Below are 24,717 nucleotides of genomic sequence, written 5' to 3' on the forward strand. Positions count from 1 at the left end.
TAACGCTGGCTTTTTTTCGCCCGGCGTTTGGCGACCTGGAGGGGGGGCGGGGAAACCATCGCCCAGAAAAAAACCCGCCAGTCAGGCGGGCTTCTTGATAAGCCACTCAGAGCAGGAAAATCGTCGCCAAGCCCAGGAAGATGAAAAACCCGCCGCTGTCCGTCATGGCGGTGATCATTACGCTCGCACCCATTGCTGGGTCGCGCCCCAGGCGCGCCAGGGTCATGGGGATCAAGACGCCCATCAGCGCGGCCAACAGCAGATTGAGCGTCATCGCCGCAGTCATGACCACGCCCAGCGACCAGCTGCCATACAGCAAGTACGCCACGACCCCGATCACCCCTCCCCAGATGACGCCATTGATCAACGCAACGGCCAGTTCCTTGCGCATCAAACGCGACGTATTGCCGGTACTGACCTGGTCCAATGCCATGGCGCGGACAATCATGGTGATGGTCTGGTTGCCGGAGTTACCACCGATACCGGCAACGATGGGCATCAACGCCGCCAGTGCGACCAGCTTTTCGATGGAGCCTTCGAACAGGCCGATGACGCGGGACGCGACAAAAGCCGTGATCAGATTGATCGCCAGCCAGGCCCAACGGTTACGCAGGGACTTCCAGACCGAGGCGAAAATGTCCTCTTCTTCCCGCAGACCCGCCATGCTGAGGACTTCGCTTTCGCTTTCCTCACGGATCAAGTCCACCATTTCGTCGATGGTGAGACGGCCGATCAGCTTGCCGTTCTTGTCCACCACCGGCGCAGAAATCAGGTCGTAACGTTCGAATGCCTGGGCCGCATCGTAGGCGTTTTCGTCAGGATGGAAGCTCACAGGGTCGCTGGCCATCACCTCGGCCACTTGCTTCTCCGGATCGTTGACCAAAAGACGCTTGATAGGCAGAACGCCTTTGAGCACGCCGTCATAATCGACCACAAAGAGTTTGTCGGTATGGCCCGGCAATTCCTTGAGTCGCCGCAGATAACGCAAAACCACTTCAAGGCTGACATCCTCGCGGATCGTCACCATCTCGAAGTCCATCAGCGCACCGACCTGCTCCTCGTCATAGGACAATGCCGAACGCACACGCTCGCGCTGTTGACCATCAAGAGCTTCCATCAGCTCATGGACAACGTCGCGTGGCAATTCGGGAGCAAGGTCGGCGAGCTCGTCGGCGTCCATCTCCTTGGCCGCGGCGAGAAGCTCATGGTCATCCATGTCTGCGATCAGGGTTTCACGAACCGAGTCGGACACTTCGAGCAGGATGTCGCCGTCGCGATCGGCCTGGACCAATTGCCAGACGGTCAGACGCTCTTCCAGCGGCAAGGCTTCAAGGATGTAGGCAACGTCGGCCGAGTGCAGATCATCGAGCTTACGTTGCAACTCGACGAGATTCTGCCGATGTACCAGGTTCTCGACCCGATCGGAATGCGGACCTTCCTGGCGATGCGTGAGGTCTTCCACGACGCGCTGGCGATGCAACAGCTCAACGACTTGAGCGAGGCGATCCTGAAGGCTTTCCTGCGTTTTTTTTACTTCTATTTCAGTCATAGGCGAACTCCACTCCCAGCAGTGGAGCACGCCGGAAGGATCAATCAGTTAATTCATGATTGGCAAAAAGAGATATTGAGTAACTACTGGGTAAGTCCATGAAGATATTCCAAAGCCCCGGCGGGGCTGACGGGCGCAATCATACACCGCTTGGCGCCGTAACACGTTAAAAAATCATGGCAAGAACAAGTGCTTGCGAGACAAACCTGAACACAGGCTGAACGTCTGTTTCTACGACGACTTATCCTGAAAAGAAAACACAGCCCCAGGGAGAAATGTCACAGCTATCCTTTTTTATTTACCGTCAAGGAGGACGGCAGCATGCCCGTAAGCCGCTATCTGTTTCTGCTCGCCACCCTGCCCTCCCTGCCTCTCTGGGCTGCCGATCACGTTGTGCACCGCTGCGAGAACAGTGCTGGGAAAATCACGTTCACAACCCTCAGTTGCGAGCCGGGAGAAACCCTGACAATGCAGCAGGTTCATACATACAGCCCGCCCCCTATCGAGCCGATGCTGCCCGAAGCCGAAGGTCGGCAAACATCCAGCAACAAAACCAGACGCAAGGAACCGACCATTGTTGGCCAACTCGAGGACAGCTGTGGAAACCAGATCAACACCAACCAGCGCCGCGAAGCCATCCTGAAGCGACGAATCGTTGTCGGCATGAGCGAACAAGACGTCGTCAGCGCGCTTGGCAAACCGGATACGATCAAGGTTCGAAATTCGAGCACTCGGTACACCTACAAGACACAGAAAGGTCGGAGCGCAGAGGTCGTGTTCGACGAGAAGGGATGCGTGAAAGGCAAATCGTAGACAGCAAAAAGCCCGCGTTAAACGCGGGCTTCTTGGTGTATGGTGCACTCGACAGGATTCGAACCTGTGACCGCTCGGTTCGTAGCCGAGTACTCTATCCAGCTGAGCTACGAGTGCAAGTTGTGGTTTTATACCAGATCACAACTGGTTGAAGCCAAGTTATTTGCATTGCTGCAAGCAACTCTTAAATGGTGCACTCGACAGGATTCGAACCTGTGACCGCTCGGTTCGTAGCCGAGTACTCTATCCAGCTGAGCTACGAGTGCATTTGTTGCCGCGCATTATAGGTCGCCGAATCTTTTTGTAAAGCGCTTTTTTCAGTAATTTCAACCACTTACCGATCAAGCAAGATAACAGCGCACTAAACGAATAATGGCGGAGAACGGGGGATTCGAACCCCCGACACCCTTTTGAGGTGTACTCCCTTAGCAGGGGAGCGCCTTCGGCCACTCGGCCAGCTCTCCGCAACACGGGGCGTATATTAACCACCTTCATCCCCGTTTGCAAACATAAAAATCGATAAAAATTAATGGCTTGGTTCGTCGTCCTTCTCTTTCTTGATACGCAGGTAGATTTCCTCCCGGTGCACAGCGACCTCCTTCGGCGCATTGACGCCGATACGCACTTGGTTTCCTTTGACGCCGAGCACGGTCACGGTGATTTCGCCATCGCCAATAATCAGGCTCTCTGCGCACCGACGGGTCAGAATCAGCATACGTTTCTCCTCACGCGATTCAGTTCAGGAACAACAGTCTGCAAAAAAAGGGCATGGGTCCTACAACCGAAACGCTCGCGGCCCACAGGCCTAGTATTGACCAGCGGGTGCAAAAGAACAGTTTTGGAACATGCCATTCAGAAAAACAAAGGGCGCGGTCGAAGCCGCGCCCTCAGGCAACGCCTTACTCGCCCTGTCGGGCTGCGGCGTCGAGTTCAAAAGCCGTGTGCAGGGCGCGCACGGCGAGTTCCAGGTACTTCTCCTCGATTACCACGGAAACCTTGATTTCCGAGGTGGAGATCATCTGGATATTGATGCTTTCCTTGGCCAGGGACTCGAACATGCGGCTCGCCACGCCCGCGTGGGAGCGCATGCCAACACCAACGATCGAGACCTTGGCAATCTTGGTATCGCCCACCACTTCCCGGGCGCCAATCTCGTCGGCCGTCTTCTTGAGCACGGCTTCGGCGGACTGGTAGTCGTTGCGGTGCACGGTAAAGGTGAAGTCGGTGGTGTTATCGTGCGCAACGTTCTGCACGATCATGTCGACTTCAATGTTGGCGGCACTGATCGGCCCCAGAATCTTGAAGGCCACGCCGGGAGTGTCTGGCACGCCACGGATGGTCAGCTTGGCTTCATCGCGGTTGAAAGCGATGCCGGAAATGATCGGCTGTTCCATGGATTCCTCTTCATCAATAGTAATGAGGGTGCCCGGACCCTCCTTGAAGCTGTGCAGGACGCGCAGCGGAACGTTGTACTTGCCGGCGAATTCAACCGCGCGGATCTGCAATACCTTGGAACCGAGGCTGGCCATTTCCAGCATCTCTTCGAAGGTAATCTTGTCCAGGCGCTGAGCCACGGGCACAACCCGTGGGTCGGTGGTATAGACGCCATCCACATCGGTGTAGATCTGGCACTCGTCAGCCTTGAGGGCTGCTGCCAGCGCGACACCAGTGGTATCGGAACCGCCACGACCAAGGGTGGTGATGTTGCCGTGCTCATCCACGCCCTGGAAACCGGCGACAACCACGACACGACCGGCCTTCAGGTCACCACGAATTTTCTGATCGTCGATCTGCAGGATACGCGCTTTGTTATGCGCGCTGTCCGTCAGGATACGGACTTGGTTACCGGTGTAGGACACCGCCGGCACGCCACGCTTGATCAGCGCCATGGCCAGCAAGGCGATGGTCACCTGCTCGCCGGTGGAAACGATCACATCCAGCTCGCGGGGGACCGGTTGCTGGTCGCCGCTGATTTGCTTGGCCAGATCGATCAGACGGTTGGTCTCGCCGCTCATTGCCGACAGCACGACCACCAGGTCATCGCCAGCGTCACGGAATTTCTTAACCTTGTCGGCGACTTGTTCGATTCTCTCGACGGTGCCGACCGAGGTGCCTCCAAATTTCTGTACGATCAAAGCCATTTCAAAGCCGCCTCTGCCCGTGAAGGGCGCCCAAATAATCACTCAACAGCGGCCGGGTCCGCCTTGGCGAACCCGGGGCGCCGCCTTAAATACCCTGCTCTACAAATGCAACGGTCTGGGCCAATGCCGCGTCCAGGGCGCCGGCATCGGTACCGCCGCCTTGCGCCATGTCTGGACGACCACCGCCCTTCCCGCCCACTGCCGCAGCGGCCTGCTTCATCAAATCACCGGCTTTGAGTTGGCCAGTCAGGTCTTTGGTCACGCCTGCGACGAGAACGACCTTTTCCTCATGGACACCGCCGAGCAGGATCACTGCGCGGCCGAGTTTGTTTTTCAGTTGATCGACCAGCGCCAACAAGGCCTTGCCGTCTTGGCCGTCGAGACGCGCGGCCAGCACTTTCACGCCCTTGACATCCACGGCCTGGGCCGACAGATCGTCGCCCGCGGCGCTGGCGGCCTTGGCCTGCAACTGCTCGAGTTGCTTTTCCAGCGCGCGGTTGCGCTCCAGCACAGCCGACAGCTTGTCGATCAGGTTGTCGCGACTGCCCTTGATCAGGCTGGCCGCTTCCTTGAGTTGTTCTTCCGCCGCGTTGAGGTACGCCAGCGCCGCTGCGCCAGTGACGGCCTCGATACGTCGCACGCCGGAGGCCACGCCGCCTTCGCTGATGATCTTCAGCAGGCCGATGTCGCCGGTGCGATTGGCATGGATGCCACCGCACAGCTCAACGGAGAAGTCGCCCATGCTCAGTACACGGACACTGTCGCCATACTTCTCGCCGAACAGCGCCATCGCGCCCTTGCGCTTGGCGGTCTCGATATCGGTTTCTTCGGTTTCTACCGGTGAGTTCTTGCGGATCTGCGCGTTGACAATGTCTTCCAGCGCCTTGATCTGCTCAGGCTTGATGGCTTCGAAGTGGCTGAAGTCGAAGCGCAGGCGCTGGCTGTCCACCAAGGAGCCTTTCTGCTGGACATGCTCGCCCAGCACCTGGCGCAACGCTGCGTGCAGCAAATGCGTGGCGGAGTGGTTCAGGGAAGTCGCGTGGCGAACCTCGGCATCGACATGAGCGGCCACTGGGGCGGCGATCATCAGGCTGCCGGAAGCCAGCACGCCGTGGTGCAGGAAGGCACCGCCGGTCTTGGTGGTATCGCGTACATCGAAGCGCGAGTTGCCCGCCTGCAGGTAACCGCTGTCGCCGATCTGGCCGCCGGATTCGGCGTAGAACGGTGTCTTGTCCAGCACGATCACGCCTTCCTGGCCTTCGCTCAGGATGTCGACCGACTGCCCATCCTTATAGATGGCGACGATCTTGGCCGAACCGGTGGTCGCGGCGTAGCCAGTGAACTCGGTCGCCACGTCAACCTTGACCAGGCTGTTGTAGTCCATGCCGAAGGAGCTCGCGGAGCGCGCACGCACACGCTGGGCTTCCATCTCGCGCTCGAAACCTTCCTCGTCGAGGGTCAGGTTGCGCTCGCGGGCGATGTCGCCAGTCAGGTCCATCGGGAAGCCGTACGTGTCGTACAGTTTGAACACCACATCGCCCGGGACCACGTTGCCCTTGAGTTCGGCCAGGTCCTGCTCGAGGATCTTCAGGCCTTGCTCCAGGGTCTTGGCGAACTGCTCTTCTTCGCCCTTGAGCACGCGCTCGATATGCGCCTGTTGGGTCTTGAGTTCCGGGAAGGCTTCGCCCATCTCGGCCACCAGCGCCCCGACGATCTGATAGAAAAAACTGCCCTTGGCGCCCAGCTTGTTGCCGTGGCGGCAGGCGCGGCGGATGATCCGGCGCAGCACATAACCGCGTCCTTCGTTGGAAGGCAGTACACCGTCGGCAATCAGGAAGCCGCAGGAACGGATGTGGTCAGCGACTACTTTCAGCGAAGCCTGGTTGTCGTTGGTGCAGCCGATGGCCTTGGCCGACGCGCTCAGCAGGCTCTGGAACAGGTCGATTTCGTAGTTGGAGTGAACGTGCTGCAGCACCGCGCTGATCCGCTCCAGGCCCATGCCGGTGTCCACCGACGGTGCTGGCAGCGGATGCAACACGCCATCGGCGGTGCGGTTGAACTGCATGAAGACGTTGTTCCAGATTTCGATATAGCGGTCACCGTCTTCTTCCGGCGAGCCCGGTGGGCCACCCCAGATGTCGGCGCCGTGATCGTAGAAGATCTCGGTGCAAGGGCCACATGGGCCGGTGTCACCCATGGTCCAGAAGTTATCCGACGCGTAGGGCGTACCCTTGTTGTCGCCGATGCGCACCATGCGCTCAGCCGGGACACCGACGTCCTTGGTCCAGATGTCATAGGCTTCGTCGTCGGTGGCATAGACCGTTACCCAAAGTTTTTCCTTGGGCAGGTTCAGCCATTTGTCAGACGTGAGGAACGTCCAGGCAAAGGTAATGGCGTCACGCTTGAAATAATCACCGAAGCTGAAGTTGCCCAGCATCTCGAAGAACGTGTGGTGACGAGCGGTATAGCCGACGTTTTCCAGGTCGTTGTGCTTGCCGCCGGCGCGCACGCACTTCTGGCTGCTCACCGCACGGGTGTAGGCACGTTTTTCCTGGCCCAGGAAGCAGTCCTTGAACTGGTTCATCCCCGCGTTGGTGAACAGCAGGGTCGGGTCGTTGCCCGGAATCAAAGAGCTGGAGGCTACTCGGGTGTGGCCTTGCTCTTCGAAGAAGCGAAGGAAGGCTTCACGGATTTCTGCGCTTTTCATTAGGTTCTTCCACGGAGGCTGCGGCCAAAGGCCTGTGCAAAACGTCAACAGACGGAGCAACGGCAAAGGGCCGCATTATATCGGCCCTTCGCGTGGGGTACAGCGTGTTTATGCGATAGAAACTATCAATTACCCCGGTTCCCGGGTCATTGGCGGGAAAATTCGACGAAAGTGGTGATCACGTGATCGATTTGCGCCGCGCTCACGTCCATGTGCGTCACCATTCGCAGCCGTGAAGCCGCGCTGAGCTTGACGCCCCGCTCATCGGCAAACGCCTTGATCGCCTCGGCCCGCTCACCCATTTGCACGTAGACCATGTTGGTATGCACCGGCTCGACCTCGTAGCCCGCCGCGCGCAAGCCTTCGGCGAGCCTCTGAGCATTGGCGTGGTCATCAGCCAGGCGCTGGACGTTATGGTCCAGGGCATACAGCCCCGCCGCAGCGAGGATCCCGGCCTGGCGCATCCCCCCGCCAACCATTTTACGCAGCCGGCGGGCCTTGCCGATCAGCTCGACCGTGCCGCACAGCACCGAGCCCACCGGAGCCCCCAGCCCCTTGGACAGGCACACCGACACCGAATCGAAATGTTGGGTGATTTCCCGGGCATCGACATTCAGCTTGACGGCGGCGTTGTACAACCGTGCCCCGTCCAGATGAAGGGCAAGCCCATGCTCCTGGGTAAAGCGCCGGGCTCGGGCCAGGTAATCCAGCGGCAGCACCTTGCCCTGCATGGTGTTTTCCAGGGCTAGCAGTCGTGTGCGGGCAAAGTGGAAATCGTGGGGCTTGATCGCCGCCGCGACGTGCGCCAGGTCTAACGAGCCATCCGCCTGCACTTCGAGAGGTTGCGGCTGGATCGAACCAAGCACCGCCGCGCCGCCGCCCTCGTATTTGTAGGTGTGGGCTTGCTGGCCGACGATATATTCGTCGCCGCGCTCGCAATGGGCCATCAACCCCAGCAGATTACTCATGGTGCCTGAGGGCACGAACAGTGCCGCGGCAAAACCCAAGCGCTCGGCGAGCTCGGCTTCGAGACGGTTGACAGTCGGGTCTTCGCCATACACATCGTCGCCGGTCGGCGCGCTGGCCATGGCATCCAGCATGCCGGCGGAGGGTTGGGTGACCGTGTCGCTGCGAAGATCGATAACACTCATGAATCTGGCCTCGGGTTCTGGTGGGGAAAATTCCCTTTCTAAGGGCAATTACTGCGGGCATGGCGCGGAATAATCAAGCCCAGGACCACACGAACCATCCAAATCACCTGTGGTAGCGAGCTTGCTCGCTCCCACAGGGGTTATGTGTTAAAAATCCTCCGCCGTCACAAAATGTGTCGGCAAAACGTTCTCAGGGCGGGGTGCGATTCCCCACCGGCGGTAATTGCGCGCAATGCGCATAGCCCGCGAGCGCTTGGCACTACACGGCTTTCGCGGTGCAGCGGCAAGGTCAGCAGACTCGGTGTGATCCCGGGGCCGACGGTCATAGTCCGGATGAAGAGAGAACGGGATCGACACCCAAGGGCCGACTGCGACTCTGCGCGCGGCGTACCCTCGAATCCCCTTCGATTCATGACGCCCTGTTTTTTACACAAACAGGAACCAGAACATGCAACCCACCGCAATCGACAGCAAGACCAAAACCCATCCGGGCGAGCGCGTCGCGTTCATCCAGGCCTGCTGGCACAAGGAAATCGTCGACCAGAGCCGCAAAGGCTTCGTCGCCGAAATGATCAGCCAGGGCTACCAGGAAAGCGACATCGACTTCTTCGAAGTCGGCGGTGCCTTTGAAATCCCGCTTCACGCCAAGTTGCTGGCCAAATCCGGCCGTTACGCCGGTATCGTCGCTGCCGGCCTGGTGGTGGATGGCGGGATCTACCGCCACGAGTTTGTCGCCCAATCGGTCATCAGCGGCCTGATGCAGGTCCAATTGGAAACCGAGGTACCGGTGTTCTCGGTCGTGTTGACGCCGCATCACTTCCATGCAGGCGAAGAACACCAGAAGTTTTTCTTCGAGCACTTCGTACACAAGGGTCAGGAAGCGGCGAAGACGTGTGCCGATACGCTGCATAAGACTCGGGCGTTGCGTCGCAGTGAGCAGCGGGCGGTAGCGGTTTAAAAGCCGCTAAAAAACCTGTGGGAGCGAGCTTGCTCGCGATAGCGGTGCTCCAGCCGACATCCTTGTCGCTGACACTCAGCTATCGCGAGCTAGCTCGCTCCCACAGGGGTTCAGCGGCGTGCGTGAGATTCGGGTCAGGCCAAGTTTTCGTCAGTCGCTGGCACGATCAGGATGCCGGCCCGCAAACCATTCTTCACCTTGGGGTTCGGGAAGATGATCCGGGCGCCCTCTTCTTCGATCACCCAGCGGGTCTGGGCGATGTCTTCGGCCAGCACATAGCCTTTATCCAGTTCCGAGAAATTCTCGATGTCCGCGGGCAGATTCAGGCGGAAGCTGTCGCTGTGCTTGATGATTTCCCGCGCCACGCTGAACAGTTGCAGGCCGTCCAGGCTGTCCTCCAGCTCGGGTTCATTGCCTTCGATGATCTGCTGCAGACGGGTTTCCAGCAAGTTGACGTTGACGCCGTCGTTTTGCCCGAACGGCCGGGCCTTGCCCAGTTCCAGGGTGAAGGATTCGGCACCGAGCTGGTCGTAGGTGTAGGCGCTGAATACGATGGAGGGCTTGTTCTGCAGCAACACCGCTTCCATGCCCGCCGCGCGCAGGCGCGCCAGTTCACGGCGTGAGTGCTGGCGGCCTTCTTTCCAGGGGTACAGGGCGAACTGCTCGATCTTCGAGCCGCGAATGGCGGTGTGCAGGTCGTAGTGCAGACGGCTGCGGTCCGGCACGCTGAAAAAACTTGCGGCCAGGCGCTCCAGCTCACAGGCGCGCAACGCTTCGGGCCCGCCACTCAACTCATGACGACCATTGAACAGCCGGTTGACGTCCTGCTCGACAAAGCGCTCGCCGCGACGGATTGCCTCGGGATTTCCGAACAGGAACAGAATGCGCGCCCGGGGCTTCAGGTCGCCACGGGCAACGTCATGCAACAGCCGGTCAAGCAATTCGATCGGCGCGGTTTCGTTGCCGTGGATACCCGCCGACAGCAGCAGATCCAGGCCATTATCCCGGGCTTCGGGCGGCTTGACCTCCAGCGCGCCCTCGCTCAGCCAGCGCATCCGTACGCCTTCGACAGTCAGTTGAGTCTTCTCCGCTGGTTCACGGCCGGCGAGGGTCAGTTCAAGCAGTTTGCCGAGGGCGAGCATAATGCGGTTTCCTTAATGGTCGTGGCCGCAATCCGGGCCATGGATATGGTCATCGTCGCCGACGTCTGCCGGTTCCATTTCCAGTTGCAGGCTGACCAGGTTGGTCGCCAACGGACGCAACAGCAGGTTGGCGTATTCCTCGTCTCCTTCCTCCACGTCGACGCCGATCAGCAACTGACCACGGCCGTCCTGCTGGATCCACAGTTCCTTGCCCTGCCACATCACCGCGACGCGGGTGCAGGAGGTTTCCAGTTGCGTGCCGTCGGTGTCTTCAAGAATCAGCTGCAGGGTATCGCTCATGTTTTTACATTCTCGTCTGGGGATAAGGCAACGCGCCCTGCTTTGACTGTAGTCAGGTCGCGCGCGCTTTCAATTGATCTGGAAAGGATAGACCGAGCCAAGTTTAAGGATTTGTGTCAGCTCATCCAGGGCCGACCGGCATTCAAGCAGCAACTGCGGGTCCGCCAGGTCGTTTTCGGCCATGCGGTCGCGGTAGTGGCGCTCGACCCACTGGGTCAGCGAATCGTACAGCGGCGCGGTCATGATAACCCCTGGGTTGACGGCGGCCAGTTCGGTTTCGTTCAACGCCACGCGCAACCGCAGGCACGCCGGGCCGCCACCGTTCTGCATGCTTTGCTTGAGGTCGAAGACCTTCACTTCCCGGATGACCCCGCCAGAACCCGTCAGGCCTTGCAGGTACTGCCAGACGCGTTCGTTGCTGCGGCACTCTTCCGGCACGATCAACAGCATCGAGCCATCGGGACGCGAAAGCAATTGGCTGTTAAACAAGTAGGAACGCACCGCGTCATCCACGGTGACCGCCGAACGCGGTACACACACCGACTGAAATTTCCCACCAACCTTGGCGAGTTTGTTGCTCAGCTCGGCCAGCATCTTGTCGGTCTCGAGGAACGCATCCTCGTGATAGAACAACACCTCGCCATTGCCCACTGCGATCACGTCGTTGTGGAAAACCCCCTGGTCGATCACCGCCGGGTTCTGCTGGGCGTAGACCACGCCCTCTTCGCTCAAGCCGTGCAGGCGGGCAACGGCGCGGGACGCTTCGAGGGTCTGGCGCGCCGGGTATTTCTGTGGCGACGGGAAACGGCTGTCGAATGCACTGCGACCGAACACGAAGAACTCGACACCGGCTTCGCCATAGGCGCGACAGAAACGCGTGTGGTTGGCCGCGCCTTCGTCGCCGAACTGTACCACCGCCGGCAATGCGGCGTGGTGGGCGAAGTGTTGCGCGTTGGCAAACATCGCCCCCAGCACGCGACTGGTGGTCGGGTGTTCGATGCTGCGGTGGTATTTGCAGTTGAGGTTGGCGGCGGTGAAATGCACGCGACCGTCAGCCGTGTCGGCGCTCGGGCTGACGGTGGCGGCATTGGCAACCCACATGCTCGAGGCCGAGCAACTGGCAACGAGCAGCGGCATGGCTTCTTTGGCGGCCTGCTGGATGACCTGGGCATCGCTGCCGGCAAAGCCCAGCCGGCGCAAAGCCGCTACGTCCGGGCGCTCCTGCGGCGCCAGCACCCCTTGCTGGAACCCCATGTCCATCAGCGCTTTCATTTTCGCCAGGCCCTGCAATGCCGCTTCCTTGGGGTTGGAAGATTGCTGGCTGTTGCTCTGGGAGGCGACGTTGCCGTAGGAAAGCCCGCCGTAGTTATGGGTCGGCCCCACCAGACCGTCAAAGTTGACTTCATAGGATTTCATCAGCGAGGCTCCACGAGAATCTGTTTTTTATTGGCATCAAGTAACAACCGCGGCGCGGCCTTCGCGAGCAAGCTCGCTCCCACAAGGTTCTGCGCAATCCTTGTGGGAGCGAGCTTGCTCGCGATCGGGGTTCACACCATTCTCACGCCGGGGGTCAGGGCAGCCGGCATCACAAGGCTTGGTGTCTCCAACGAAGCCACCGGATACGCGCAATAATCCGCCGCGTAATAAGCGCTGGCGCGGTGGTTGCCCGAGGCACCAACGCCGCCGAACGGCGCGCTGCTGGCGGCGCCGGTCAGTTGTTTGTTCCAGTTGACGATACCGGCGCGGCTTTGCAGCCAGAACTGCTCGTAGCGTTCCTGGGAATCCGAAAGCAAGCCGGCGGCCAGGCCATATTGAGTATTGTTGGCTTCGCTGATCGCCCCCGCGAAATCCTTGTAGCGAATGACCTGCAGCAACGGCCCGAACAATTCCTCGTCGGGGCGCTCGGCCACGGCAGTGACATCGAGGATCCCTGGCGTCAACAACGCAGCCTGGGGTTGCGGCTGGGTCATGGCCAGCAGCGGCACGGCGCCCTTGCCCAGTAAATGGTTTTGCGCATCCATCAGGGCCTTCGCGGCGGCAAGGGAAACCACCGAGCCCATGAACGGCGCCGGTTGCTGGTCGAAGGCCCCGACGTCGAGGGTCGAGCTGACCTGCACCAGGCGCGCCAGCAAGGCATCGCCCCAGGCGCCTTCCGGCACCAGCAGGCGGCGCGCGCAGGTGCAGCGCTGGCCGGCGGAAATGAATGCGGACTGGATGACGGTGTACACCGCCGCATCGACGTCGGCCACCTCATCGACCACCAACGGATTGTTGCCACCCATTTCCAGGGCGAGGATCTTGTCCGGGCGACCGGAGAACTGTTGGTGCAGAAGATTGCCGGTACGGCTGGACCCGGTGAAGAACAGCCCGTCGATCCCTGGTTCCGCCGCCAGGGCAATACCGGTTTCCCGCGCGCCTTGCAGCAGGTTCAACACACCTGCCGGCAGGCCCGCCTCCTCCCAGCACTTGACCGTCAGCTCGGCGACTTTCGGCGTCAGCTCACTGGGCTTGAACAACACGCAATTGCCCGCCAGCAGCGCAGGCACAATGTGCCCGTTGGGCAAGTGACCGGGGAAGTTGTAAGGACCGAACACCGCCACCACACCGTGGGGCTTGTGGCGCAGCACGGCGGTAGCGTCGCCCAGAGGGCCGCTTTTCTCGCCGGTGCGCTCGCGGTAGCTCTGCACTGAGATGGCGACTTTGTTGATCATGCTGGTGACTTCGGTGGCGGCTTCCCACAAGGGCTTGCCGGTTTCCTCACCAATGCAACGGGCCAATTCGTCAGCGTGCGTCTTCAGGGTGTCGGCGAACGCTTCCAACACCTGGATGCGCTCATCCAGCGAGCGTCGCGCCCAGTCCGGGAATGCCTGGCGCGCCGCCTGCACGGCGGACTCCACCTGCGCCGCCGTCGCGCCTTTTCCAGACCACAGCACTTGCTGGGTCACCGGGTTCAACGACTCAAAGACGTCGCCCTGGCCTTCCAGCCAACTTCCAGCGATGTACAACGATTTCATTATTTCGACTCCCGAGCGGCAGACAACGCCACGGCACGCACCTGGTCGCCAGCGTTGAGTTGAAGACGTTTGGCGGTCAGTGGATCGACCACCAGGGTGCCCGCGGCGAAACGCGCCGGCGCAGCCGTGATGCGGCAGTCCTGGCATTTGCGGTTATGAATGAGAAATGGCGTGGCGTCATCGCCGGGCGTGCCAACGGCCAGAACCAGCGCCTGGCTGTCGCGGATCGCGCGGATCTTGCCGGTCTCGCACTCGATGGCCGGGCCAGCGTCGAAGATGTCGACGTAGCCCTGGTAACTGAATCCTTCGCTCTTGAGCATCGACAGCGCCGGCTCGGTGTCGGGATGGACCTGGCCGATCACCGCCCGGGCGTCCTCGGACAAGAAGCAGGTGTACAGCGGGAACTTGGGCATCAGCTCGGCGATGAACGCTTTGTTACCGACCCCGGTCAGGTAGTCGGCCTGGCTGAACTCCATCTTGAAGAAGTGCCGGCCCAGGCTTTCCCAGAACGGCGAGCGCCCGTTGTCGTCGGACATGCCGCGCATCTCGGCGATGATCTTGTTGCCGAACAGCTGTGGGAATTCGGCGATGAACAGCAGCCGCGCCTTCGCCAGCATCCGGCCATTGAGGCCATTGCGGTAGTCCGCGTGGAGGAACAGCGAGCACAGCTCGGAATTGCCCGTCAGGTCGTTGGCCAGGAACAACGTCGGGATCTCCCGATAGATGTTCAGCTCTTGGGAAGCACTGACTGTCAGGCCAACCCGGAAGTTGTACCAAGGCTCACGCAACCCCACGGCGCCTGCGATGGCGGAAATACCCACCACGCGACCGTCATCGTCTTCGAGCACGAACAGGTAGTCCGCGTCGCCACGCCCAGCTTCGCCGCGAAAGGTCTTTTCGGCCCAGCCAACCCGATGGGCCAGACGCTCTTCATTGGCCGGCAAGGTGGTCAGGCCGGTGCCGGTGCTGCGGGCCAGGGCGATCAGAGCGGGTAAATCGCTGCTGCGTACGGGACGAACGATCATGCTATCTCCTCGAACGGGCCGCTCATGCCACCCGCGAAAACTGCTGTTTAAACCGCTACCAGGCGCACGCTGGCGCCTTCGCCAACACCCAGGGCTTCGGCTGCTTCCATGTCCAGCGTCACAGGTTTGCCTGGCGCGTAGTCGAGGTCGAGCAACACGGCGCGGTAATCCTGGAGTTGGGCATTGGCCACCAGGTACTGCCGCCCGGCGCCCTTGACGGTTTCGCCGATCTTCACCGGCACCACGCGGCTCTGGGCGATCGAGCGGATCCCCGAGACGCGAGCGTGCAGGGTCGGGCCGCCGTCAAAGATGTCGATGTAGTGATCGGTCTCGAAACCCTCGCGCATCAGGATGTCGAAGGTGATCTGCGCGCGCGGGTGGACCTGGCCCATGGCTTCCTGGGCGGCATCCGGCAACAGCGGCACGTAGATCGGGTAATGCGGCATCAGCTCGGCGAGGAAGGTCCGGCTTTTCAACCCGCACAGGCGCTCGGCTGCGGCATAGTTGAGGTCGAAGAAGTTGCGACCGATGGCGTCCCAGAATGGCGAGTCGCCGTTTTCGTCGCTATAGCCGACGATCTCGGTCACCACCGAATCGGCGAAACGCTCCGGGTGGCTGGCGACAAACAGCAGACGCCCGCGCGAGTTCAGCTCCGACCACGGCGAACCCACCAGTTCCGGGACCACGTAGAAGCTGGTCAGCAAGCTATTGCCGGTCAGGTCGTGGCACTGGGAGAGTACGTGGATCTTGTTGTGGATCTTCAGCTCACGGGAAGCGTGGACGAAGGTCTCGTTGCGGAAGCTGTAGAACGGTTCGGAATAACCCGCCGAAGCGACAATGGCCGAACAGCCGGCCAATCTGCCGGTGGCGGTGTCTTCGAGAACGAAGAAATAACTTTCTTCACCATTGAAGCTGACTTCGGCGGCAAACGAGGCCTCGCTTGCGGCGATCTTGTCGCTCAAGCGTTCCACGTCATCCGGCAAGGAAGTGACACCGATCGGGCTGTCCGCAGCCAGACGCTGTACCTCGCCCAGATCAGCCATTTGCGCGGGGCGCATCACCAGCATGGTGTCACTCCTTAACTTGAAATAAAGGGTTCGACCGTAAGATCGATACACAGAAAAAAACTAAACGAATACCCTGGCCCATGACTACATTTGCGGCGGTCTTCGATTTTTCAGCCACTGCAAGACTCCTGTGGGAGCGAGCTTGCTCGCGATAGCGGTGTGTCAGTCACTTTGATACTGGCTCATCCGCCGCCATCGCGAGCAAGCTCGCTCCCACAAGGGATCCAGTCCAGCTTCAGCCTTGGGTCAACTTCACCGCGGCCCGCTCGAAGCGGTCCAGGCCGGCGTCGATGTCGGCGTCTTCCACCACCAGGCTCGGAGCGAAGCGGATCACGTCCGGGCCGGCTTGCAGGATCATCAGGCCTTCCTGTTCGGCGGCGTTGAAGATGTCCTTGGCCTTGCCCTTCCAGGCGTCGTTCAGCACACAACCGATCAGCAGACCCAGGCCACGCACTTGGGTGAACAGGCCGTACTTCTCGCCGATCTGCAACAGCCGGGTCTTGAATTTGTCGTGCTTGGCCTTGACGCCATTGAGCACTTCAGGGGTATTGACCACATCGATTACCGCTTCGGCCACCGCGCAGGCCAGCGGGTTGCCGCCGTAGGTGGTGCCGTGGGTGCCGACGACAAGGTGCTTGGCCAGCGCTTCGGTGGTGAGCATCGCCGCGATCGGGAAACCACCGCCCAGGCTCTTGGCGCTGGTGAGGATGTCCGGGACCACGCCGTAATGCATGTAGGCGAACAGCTCGCCGCTACGGCCCATGCCTGTCTGCACTTCGTCGAAAACCAGCAGTGCGTTGTGTGCATCGCACAGTTCACGGGCGCCCTGCAGGTAGGCCAACTCGGCCGGCAACACACCGCCCTCGCCTTGGATGGGTTCCAGCACCACGGCGCAGGTCTTGTCCGAGACCGCCGCTTTCAGAGCCGCCAGGTCGTTGTAAGGAACGTGGGTGATGCCAGTAATTTTAGGGCCGAAACCATCGGAGTACTTCGACTGCCCGCCTACGTTGACGGTGAACAGCGTCCGGCCGTGGAAACTGTTGAGCGCGGCGATGATTTCATATTTTTCGCTGCCGAACCGATCGAACCCGACCCGGCGGGCCAGCTTGAAAGCGGCCTCGTTGGCTTCGGCGCCGGAGTTGCAGAAGAATGCGCGCTCGGCGAAGGTCGCATCGACCAGTTTATGCGCCAGGCGCAGGGCTGGCTCGTTGGTGAACACGTTCGATACGTGCCACAGCTTATTGGCCTGCTCGGTCAGTGCACCGACCAGCGCCGGGTGGGCATGGCCCAGTACGTTGACCGCGATACCGCCCGCAAAGTCGATCAGCTCGCGACCGGACTGGTCCCACACGCGGGAACCGGCACCACGCACAGGAATGAAGGCTGCAGGTGCATAGTTGGGAACCATCACCTGGTCGAAATCGGCGCGTTGTACCGCGGCTTGCTCAACGGACATCGGAGTCTCCTGAAGAGGAACACCCGCCTGGAACTGGCGAGCTTGGTAAGGATTGTAAGGACAGTTTTCAGCCCGGCCTTGCCGCCAAGCGACAACTTCTTATAGCGCCAACCCACGTTTTGCGCGGGTTTACGGCAATGCGACAAATAGCGTCGCAATGGCGCAGTTTAAACGTTGCCGGTGTATTTGAGGTGCCTGCATCCACATTTCCACTGCCAGGCACAAAACACCTGTGGGAGCAGTTTTTGTGTTGACCGCTCTATCCGCAGTCTTACCATTTAGCCGCGCTCGGACGGAACCGAGGACAATTCGAACGGGCTGCTGCTACGCCGCTGGTTGCGATCTTCCCGCGGTGTCGCGCCGAAGAAGTTGCGGTAGGCGCTGGAGAAGTGTGGCCCCGAGGAGAAACCACAGGACAGGCCGATCTGGATGATGGATTTGCTGGTCTGCATCAACATCTGCCGGGCCTTGTTCAGGCGCAGCTCCAGGTAATACTGGCTCGGCACGCGATTAAGGTACTGCTTGAAGATCCGCTCCAGCTGCCGGCGGGACACGCACACATGTTGGGCGATCTCGTCGGTGGTCAACGGCTCTTCGATGTTGGCTTCCATCAACAGCACGGCCTGGGTGAGCTTCGGATGACTGGAACCCAGGCGGTTCTGCAACGGAATACGCTGGCGCTCGCCGCCTTCACGGATGCGCTCGACCACCAGTTCTTCCGACACCGCGCCAGCCAGTTCGGCGCCGTGGTCCCGGGCCAGCACCGCCAACAGCAGATCAAGCACCGACATGCCGCCGCAAGCGCTCAGGCGATCGCGGTCCCAATCAAACAAATGGCTGGTGGCGATGACCTTGGGGAAGCGCTCGGAGAAGTCATCTTGCCAGCGCCAGTGAACGGCAGCTCGATAGCCATCGAGCAAACCCAACTGCGCCAGCGGATAGACGCCAGCGGACAAACCGCCGATGACGCAACCTGCGCGCACCAATTGCTTGAGGGCGCTGCTCAGCGGCGAGGCCAGCGTCGTTGGTGGCTCGTCGGCCACCAGAAACAGTTTCTGAAGACCTTCGAGCTTGCCGACCCAGGATTCACCGGGTAACTGCCAGGCGCCCTCGGCCGGTGGCTCGGCTTGCAGGAACGACAATTCGTAGACCACGTCCGGATGCACGCGCTGGGCGACACGCAAGGCCTCCTCGGCCAGCGCCAGCGTCAAGGCTTTAGTGCTGGGCCAAATCAGGAAACCTATTCGATGGGCAGTCATGGCGGGCAATCCGAAGCGAAAACAGTGTTAAAGCCGAAAGCGGCTGCAACCAAACTAGACCATCTGGCGCATGGCGCGCAGCATGATCCAATCCGGTGCGTAACGGGAGCGATTACTTGAGGCTGCCCGACAGAAATTGTTGCAGGCGCTCCGATTGCGGGTTGACCAGCACTTCCCGTGGGTTGCCGCTTTCTTCAACGATGCCTTTGTGCAGGAATACCAACTGGTTCGACACTTCGCGGGCAAAGCCCATTTCATGAGTCACCACCACCATGGTCCGGCCTTCCTGCGCCAACGCCTGCATCACTTTGAGCACGTCGCCCACCAATTCAGGGTCGAGGGCCGAAGTCGGTTCATCGAACAGCATCACCTCCGGCTCCATCGCCAGCGCCCGGGCGATCGCCACGCGCTGCTGCTCGCCGCCGGACATGTGGCCTGGGTAGGCGTCCTTGCGATGGGCCACGCCGACCTTGTTCAGGTAGTGCTCGGCCTTCTCCCGCGCTTCGGCCTTGGCCACGCCCAATACATGCACCGGCGCTTCCATGATGTTTTCCAGGGCGGTCATGTGGGACCACAAGTTGAAGTGCTGGAACACCATCGACAACCGCGAACGCATGCGCTGCAGTTGCTTTGGGTCCGCGGCCTTCATGGCGCCGTCCTTGCCTGCTACGAGCTTCAACTCTTCGTTGTTGAGGAAGATCTTGCCGGCATGGGGTTGCTCAAGCAGGTTGATGCAACGCAGGAAGGTACTCTTGCCGGAGCCACTGGAGCCGATGATGCTGATCACATCGCCGGCGGCGGCTTTCAAGGACACGCCCTTGAGCACTTCGTGACTGCCATAGCGTTTATGCAGGTCTTGGACTTCAAGCTTGTACATGCGGTCGGTTCTCACAAAACGTCAATCGTTGAGCAGTCGATCGGATCGATGCGTTATCAGTGCTTGCGCGGGGCCAGGTAACCCAGCCAGCGGCGCTCGGCCAGCTTGAACAGGCGCACCAGGATGAAGGTCAGGCACAGGTAGAACACGCCGGCCGTGATGTAGGCCTCGAACGGCAAGTAGTACTGCGCATTCACCGTGCGCGCGGCACCAGTGATGTCGATCAAGGTGACGATGGACGCGAGACTGGTGGTCTGCAGCATCATGATCACTTCGTTGCTGTATTGCGGCAGCGCCCGGCGCAGGGCCGAGGGCAGCAGGATCCGGCGATACAGCTTGTAGCGCGACATCCCCATCGCCTTGGCCGCCTCGATCTCACCGTTGGGCGTGGCCCGCAGGCTGCCGGCGATGATTTCGGCGGTGTAGGCGCTGGTATTGATGGCGAACGCCAGGCACGCACAGAACGTCGCGCTGGACAGCCACGGCCAGAGGAAGCTTTCGCGCACGACGGCGAACTGCGCCAGCCCGTAATAGATCAGGAACAACTGCACCAGCATCGGCGTGCCGCGAATCACATAGGTGTAGAGCCACGCCGTCATGTTGACGACCGGCTGCTTGGACACCCGCATCAGCCCCAGGGGCAGCGCCGCCAACAGGCCGAAGAACAGCGACAAGGCCAACAGCTTCAGGGTGGTCAGCAAGCCGTTGAAGTACAGCGGCAAGGCTTCAATGATGACGTTGTAGTCGAAGATCATAGATCAGCCGCCCTTACGCCTACCGAGTAGCGCTTCTCAAGGTGACGCAATGCCAGCAACGAAACGCTGGTGATCACCAGGTACATCGCCGCAACTGCGAGGAAGAAGGTGAAAGGCTCGCGGGTGGCATCCGCCGCCTGCTTGGCCTTGAACATCATGTCCTGCAGGCCCACCACGGAAATCAGCGCGGTGGCCTTGGTCAGTACCAACCAGTTGTTGGTGAAGCCCGGGATCGCCAGTCGGATCATCTGCGGCACCATCACTCGGAAAAACACCTGGAACCCACTCATGCCGTACGCCATGCCCGCCTCCGCCTGGCCCTTGGGGATGGCCATGAACGCGCCGCGGAAGGTTTCCGACAGGTAGGCGCCGAAGATGAAACCCAGGGTGCCGATACCGGCCGCCAGCGGATTCAGGTCGATGTAGTCGTCATAGCCAAGCATCGGCGCCACACGGTTGAGCAAGTCCTGGCCGCCGTAGAAAATCAGCAGGATCAACACCAGGTCCGGAATGCCGCGGATTACCGTCGAATACAGGTCGCCCAGCCACGCCAGCCAACGGACCGGCGAGAGGCGCAGCGCGACACCGATCAACCCCAGGACGATGGCCAGGGCCATGGACGACAAGGCGAGCTGAAGCGTCAACCATGCGCCATCGAGGATGACAGCCCCGTAGCCTTTCAACATGATTCAGGTCCTCGAAAGTGGGATGAAAAAATGGCGCAAACCGCAGAAATCCTGTTGCTTGCGCCATTTCGCCGCAGTGGCGGGACGTGTTACTTGCCGTAGATGTCGAAGGCGAAGTATTTATCCTGGATCTGCTTGTACTTGCCGTTCTCGCGAATGGCAGCGATTGCAGTGTTGATCTTGTCTTTCAACGCGTCACCCTTGCGAACCGCGATACCCACGCCGTCACCGAAGTATTTGACATCGGTGAAGGCCGGGCCAACAAACGCAAAGCCTTTGCCCGCGTCAGTCTTCAGGAAACCGTCATCCAACAGCGTGGCGTCGGCCACGGTGCCGTCGAGGCGACCGGCGGAGACGTCCAGGTAGATCTCGTTCTGCGAACCGTACGGCTTGATCTCGGCACCCAGCGGGGCCAGGACTTCACGTGCGAAACGCTCGTGAATCGAACCGCGCTGCACGCCAATGTTCTTGCCCTTGAGCTCGGCCAGGCCGTCGCTGACCTGGGTGCCGGCCTTCATCACCAGACGGGCCGGGGTGTTGTAGTACTTGTTGGTGAAATCAACGGATTTCTTGCGATCTTCGGTGATCGACATCGACGACAGGATCGCGTCGATCTTGCGTACCTTGAGCGCCGGAATCAGGCCGTCGAACTCTTGCTCGACCCACACGCACTTGACCTTCATCTCTTCACACAGCGCATTACCGATGTCGTAGTCGAAGCCGACGATGCTGCCGTCCGGAGCCTTGGAGGCAAACGGAGGGTAAGCGGCTTCGATACCGATTTTCAGGGGCTTCTCATCAGCGAAGGTCGGCAGGGACAGCACGGACAGTGCCAGGGCGCCAAGCAGCACAAGTTTCTTCATCTTGGGACTCCATCGGTAAAGGGCGAAAACGGCAGAGTGAGCAACAGCCCAATATGCGAATGGGTGGAACGAACTTTGGTGCTGCGTCCGACAAGCGCGCATTTTATTCAACGCAGGCCACGACGAGCGAGTGATCGGCATTCTAACGACAGGCCCGAAGCCGATATTTCTTCAATGCGACAACAAATTACAGAAGCACCGAGAAAGCTGTTCGAGCACATTGACAGCCCCGCAAATACATGCAAGAGCAAAGGAAAGGGAACCGATCCATGCTGCAAATAGCGGGCCCATTATTGGCAAACCCTTCTAATCCGGCAAGCACAGCGTGTCGGCTTGTTTTTCGAGGTGCGTGAAAACGCCCTGCGACGGGGCTTGGCGTTTCACATCGCCCCGTTGTGGCGCCTTTGGTTACACATTTCGAAACACCGGTAACGTTCCGACGCTTCTTACATTGAACGCCGATATTTATTCATCCATCCCGCCAGCCAACACCAAACCCTGTGGCGAGGGGATTTATCCCCGCTGGGCTGCAAAGCAGCCCCAAGTCACACCACTCATTCTTTCTGATACACCGAGTTGCCTGGCTTTAAGGCTGCTTCGCAGCCCAACGGGGATAAATCCCCTCGCCACAAAAGTGAGCGCCGCAGGCCTATATAAAAAACCCCACCCGGCAAATACCGGGCGGGGCTCTTGGGTACTACATGCGACCGTCAGGCGACGTTCATGGTCTTGTGCGTCTCGATCAGGTGCGCCACCACACCCGGATCGGCCAGGGTGGAAATATCACCCAAACCGTCGTATTCCGCCGTGGCAATCTTGCGCAGGATGCGGCGCATGATCTTGCCGGAACGGGTCTTCGGCAGGCCCGGCGCCCACTGAATGACATCCGGCGAGGCAATCGGACCGATCTCCTTGCGCACCCAGTTCTTCAGTTCCAGGCGCAGGGCCTCGCTGGTCTCTTCGCCGGCATTGAGGGTGACGTAGACATAAATGCCCTGCCCCTTGATGTCATGCGGCACACCCACGACCGCCGCTTCGGCGACTTTCGGGTGGGCGACCATTGCGCTCTCGATCTCGGCGGTGCCCATGCGGTGACCCGACACGTTGAGTACGTCATCCACCCGGCCGGTGATCCAGTAGTAGCCGTCCTCGTCGCGACGCGCACCGTCGCCGGTGAAATACATACCGCTGAAGGTCTTGAAATAGGTATCGACAAAACGGTCATGGTCGCCGTACAGGGTACGCGCCTGGCCTGGCCACGAATCGAGGATCACCAGGTTGCCTTCGGCAGCGCCTTCGACCAGGTTGCCGAGGTTGTCCACCAGTGCCGGCACAACACCGAAGAACGGCCGAGTAGCGGAACCTGGCTTCAACGCCGTAGCGCCTGGCAACGGGCTGATCAGCACACCGCCCGTTTCGGTCTGCCACCAGGTATCGACGATCGGGCAACGCTCCTTGCCGACATTCTTGTGGTACCAATCCCACGCTTCCGGGTTGATTGGCTCGCCCACCGAACCCAGCAGGCGCAGGCTGCTGCCATCGGCGCCTTCGACGGCGGCGGTGCCAGAGGCCATCATCGCGCGAATGGCGGTAGGCGCGGTGTAGAGAATATTGACCTTGTGCTTGTCGATCACCTTGGCCACCCGGGTGATGTCCGGGTAGTTCGGCACGCCTTCGAACAGCACCGTGGTCGCACCGTTGGCCAGCGGGCCATAGACGATGTAGCTGTGGCCGGTGACCCAGCCCACGTCGGCGGTGCACCAGTAGATCTCGCCTGGCTTGTAGTCGAACACCCGCTCATGGGTCAGCGCGGCGTACAACAAGTAGCCAGCCGTGGTGTGCTGCACGCCCTTGGGCTTGCCGGTGGAACCGGAGGTGTAGAGGATGAACAGGGCCTCTTCGGCGCCCATTTCCTTCGGCGCGCATACGGTGCCGGCGACCTTCATCAGGTCCTCGTACCAGATGTCGCGGTGCTGGTTCCACTTGATGTTGCCCGCCGTGCGCTTGCACACGATGACTTTCTGGATGCTGCTGGTTTCCGGGTTGGTCAGCGCATCGTCGACGTTCGCCTTGAGCGGGATTTTCTTGCCAGCACGAATGCCTTCGTCGGCGGTGATCACCACTTTGGATTTGCAGTCGATGATCCGACCGGCCAGGGCCTCGGGAGAGAAGCCACCGAATACCACCGAGTGAATCGCGCCGATGCGGGTACAGGCCAGCATCGCTACCACGGCCTCGGGGATCATCGGCATGTAGATGGTCACCACGTCGCCGCGATGCACGTCCTGGCCGCGCAAGGCGTTGGCGAACTTGCAGACTTCTTCGTGCAGCTCGCGATAGGTGATATTGCGGCTCTCGGAAGGATCGTCGCCTTCCCAGATGATCGCGACTTGATCGCCGCGCTCGGCCAGGTGTCGGTCGAGGCAGTTATAGGAAACGTTCAAGGTGCCATCGGCAAACCACTTGATGTCGACATGGTGGTCGTCGAAAGAAGTCTGCTTCACCGTGGTGAAAGGCTTGATCCAATCGAGGCGCTTGGCCTGCTCGCGCCAGAAGCCGTCCGGGTTGACGACCGACTGCTGGTACATGGCCTTGTAGGTCGCCTCGTCAGTCAGCGTATTGGCCGCTACCTCGGGACGAACGGGATACACAGAAGCCGCACTCATCTTTCTTACCTCGGTGACAATAGTTGTTTTTGTATGATCCCGTTGTAGCCCGGGGCGGGCCTATAGAACCATTCGACGATGGTAGTAACAAGTCCCTACAAAATGTCGGTACTAACTGGCAAACGCACTTGAAGATATCTTCATGTGGCGAGCAAGCCTGCTCGCGAAGGCGCTGGGTCAGCCATCATCGATCCAACGAAAAGTCAGCCGATTGTTACCAGATCAACCAACAGTGTTTATCAAAACCGAGTCTGTTTGCCCCCGCCCCCAACTTCTAAAATCCACCTC

20 protein-coding genes, 3 tRNA genes and 1 riboswitch are annotated in these 24,717 nt (G+C 60.3%); of the genes, 2 read left to right on the forward strand and 21 right to left on the reverse strand.

The genetic code is table 11. The annotated features are described in order from the left end of the window. Positions 1–106 precede the first annotated feature (106 nt). Positions 107–1,549: a magnesium transporter gene (mgtE, locus tag ACLK1G_RS22965; RefSeq protein WP_420767492.1), complete on the reverse strand. Its 1,443-nt coding sequence runs from the start codon at positions 1,547–1,549 to the stop codon at positions 107–109. 321 nt (positions 1,550–1,870) lie between these two features. Here mgtE and ACLK1G_RS22970 point away from each other — a divergent pair, with 321 nt between their 5' ends. Further along, positions 1,871–2,362: a cell envelope protein SmpA gene (locus ACLK1G_RS22970; protein WP_420767493.1), complete on the forward strand. Its 492-nt coding sequence runs from the start codon at positions 1,871–1,873 to the stop codon at positions 2,360–2,362. A 40-nt stretch (positions 2,363–2,402) separates the two neighbouring features. Here the strand turns inward: ACLK1G_RS22970 and ACLK1G_RS22975 are convergent. The 7 genes from ACLK1G_RS22975 to ltaE form a co-directional block, all read right to left on the reverse strand. Beyond that, positions 2,403–2,479 (reverse strand) — tRNA-Arg (locus ACLK1G_RS22975). A gap of 72 nt (positions 2,480–2,551) precedes the next feature. Then, positions 2,552–2,628, reverse strand: a tRNA-Arg gene (locus ACLK1G_RS22980). Between the two features lie 107 nt (positions 2,629–2,735). Next, positions 2,736–2,826 (reverse strand) — tRNA-Ser (locus tag ACLK1G_RS22985). A 62-nt stretch (positions 2,827–2,888) separates the two neighbouring features. Further along, positions 2,889–3,077, reverse strand: coding sequence for a carbon storage regulator CsrA (gene csrA, locus ACLK1G_RS22990; protein ID WP_003178872.1), 189 nt, complete (start codon positions 3,075–3,077; stop codon positions 2,889–2,891). 184 nt (positions 3,078–3,261) lie between these two features. Further along, positions 3,262–4,503 (reverse strand): aspartate kinase, encoded by a 1,242-nt coding sequence (locus ACLK1G_RS22995; protein ID WP_039591870.1) that lies wholly within the window; start codon positions 4,501–4,503, stop codon positions 3,262–3,264. Between the two features lie 85 nt (positions 4,504–4,588). Further along, a complete protein-coding gene (alaS, locus tag ACLK1G_RS23000; protein WP_420767494.1) occupies positions 4,589–7,210 on the reverse strand; it encodes an alanine--tRNA ligase in 2,622 nt (873 codons plus the stop codon). Positions 7,211–7,356: 146 nt separating this feature from the next. Beyond that, on the reverse strand, positions 7,357–8,361 hold the full coding sequence (gene ltaE / locus ACLK1G_RS23005) for a low-specificity L-threonine aldolase (protein ID WP_420767495.1): 1,005 nt from the start codon (positions 8,359–8,361) through the stop codon (positions 7,357–7,359). A 182-nt stretch (positions 8,362–8,543) separates the two neighbouring features. Then, positions 8,544–8,711: riboswitch (FMN riboswitch) on the forward strand. A gap of 98 nt (positions 8,712–8,809) precedes the next feature. Here ltaE and ACLK1G_RS23010 point away from each other — a divergent pair. Beyond that, a complete protein-coding gene (locus tag ACLK1G_RS23010; protein ID WP_420767496.1) occupies positions 8,810–9,319 on the forward strand; it encodes a 6,7-dimethyl-8-ribityllumazine synthase in 510 nt (169 codons plus the stop codon). A 134-nt stretch (positions 9,320–9,453) separates the two neighbouring features. Here the strand turns inward: ACLK1G_RS23010 and astE are convergent, their stop codons facing one another. The 13 genes from astE to acs form a co-directional block, all read right to left on the reverse strand. Continuing rightward, positions 9,454–10,461, reverse strand: coding sequence for a succinylglutamate desuccinylase (gene astE, locus ACLK1G_RS23015; protein WP_420767497.1), 1,008 nt, complete (start codon positions 10,459–10,461; stop codon positions 9,454–9,456). Positions 10,462–10,473: 12 nt separating this feature from the next. Beyond that, positions 10,474–10,761, reverse strand: a complete 288-nt coding sequence (locus ACLK1G_RS23020) for a topoisomerase II (RefSeq protein WP_420767498.1) — start codon at positions 10,759–10,761, stop codon at positions 10,474–10,476. 69 nt (positions 10,762–10,830) lie between these two features. Continuing rightward, positions 10,831–12,177 (reverse strand): N-succinylarginine dihydrolase, encoded by a 1,347-nt coding sequence (gene astB / locus ACLK1G_RS23025; protein WP_420767499.1) that lies wholly within the window; start codon positions 12,175–12,177, stop codon positions 10,831–10,833. A 131-nt stretch (positions 12,178–12,308) separates the two neighbouring features. After that, complete coding sequence (gene astD, locus ACLK1G_RS23030; RefSeq protein WP_420767522.1) at positions 12,309–13,778, reverse strand: succinylglutamate-semialdehyde dehydrogenase; 1,470 nt, start codon at positions 13,776–13,778, stop codon at positions 12,309–12,311. Further along, positions 13,775–14,800 (reverse strand): arginine N-succinyltransferase, encoded by a 1,026-nt coding sequence (gene astA / locus ACLK1G_RS23035; protein ID WP_420767500.1) that lies wholly within the window; start codon positions 14,798–14,800, stop codon positions 13,775–13,777. The genes astD and astA overlap by 4 nt, the downstream gene beginning before the upstream one ends. 47 nt (positions 14,801–14,847) lie before the next feature. After that, positions 14,848–15,867 carry an arginine/ornithine succinyltransferase subunit alpha gene (aruF, locus tag ACLK1G_RS23040; RefSeq protein WP_420767501.1) on the reverse strand — a complete coding sequence of 340 codons (1,020 nt, stop codon included), beginning with the start codon at positions 15,865–15,867 and terminating at the stop codon, positions 14,848–14,850. 235 nt (positions 15,868–16,102) lie between these two features. Further along, a complete protein-coding gene (locus ACLK1G_RS23045; protein WP_420767502.1) occupies positions 16,103–17,323 on the reverse strand; it encodes an aspartate aminotransferase family protein in 1,221 nt (406 codons plus the stop codon). A 278-nt stretch (positions 17,324–17,601) separates the two neighbouring features. After that, positions 17,602–18,582 (reverse strand): transcriptional regulator ArgR, encoded by a 981-nt coding sequence (argR, locus tag ACLK1G_RS23050; protein WP_420767503.1) that lies wholly within the window; start codon positions 18,580–18,582, stop codon positions 17,602–17,604. Between the two features lie 112 nt (positions 18,583–18,694). Next, on the reverse strand, positions 18,695–19,459 hold the full coding sequence (locus ACLK1G_RS23055; RefSeq protein WP_420767504.1) for an ABC transporter ATP-binding protein: 765 nt from the start codon (positions 19,457–19,459) through the stop codon (positions 18,695–18,697). A gap of 56 nt (positions 19,460–19,515) precedes the next feature. Beyond that, positions 19,516–20,214: an ABC transporter permease gene (locus tag ACLK1G_RS23060; RefSeq protein ID WP_420767505.1), complete on the reverse strand. Its 699-nt coding sequence runs from the start codon at positions 20,212–20,214 to the stop codon at positions 19,516–19,518. Further along, positions 20,211–20,900, reverse strand: coding sequence for an ABC transporter permease (locus ACLK1G_RS23065; RefSeq protein ID WP_420767506.1), 690 nt, complete (start codon positions 20,898–20,900; stop codon positions 20,211–20,213). The genes ACLK1G_RS23060 and ACLK1G_RS23065 overlap by 4 nt, the downstream gene beginning before the upstream one ends. A gap of 89 nt (positions 20,901–20,989) precedes the next feature. Further along, positions 20,990–21,763 carry an ABC transporter substrate-binding protein gene (locus ACLK1G_RS23070; RefSeq protein ID WP_420767507.1) on the reverse strand — a complete coding sequence of 258 codons (774 nt, stop codon included), beginning with the start codon at positions 21,761–21,763 and terminating at the stop codon, positions 20,990–20,992. Between the two features lie 710 nt (positions 21,764–22,473). Continuing rightward, on the reverse strand, positions 22,474–24,429 hold the full coding sequence (gene acs, locus ACLK1G_RS23075; RefSeq protein WP_420767508.1) for an acetate--CoA ligase: 1,956 nt from the start codon (positions 24,427–24,429) through the stop codon (positions 22,474–22,476). Positions 24,430–24,717: the final 288 nt, after the last annotated feature.

Origin of the sequence: Pseudomonas algeriensis (assembly GCF_048847255.1) — a bacterium.
GTDB lineage: Bacteria > Pseudomonadota > Gammaproteobacteria > Pseudomonadales > Pseudomonadaceae > Aquipseudomonas.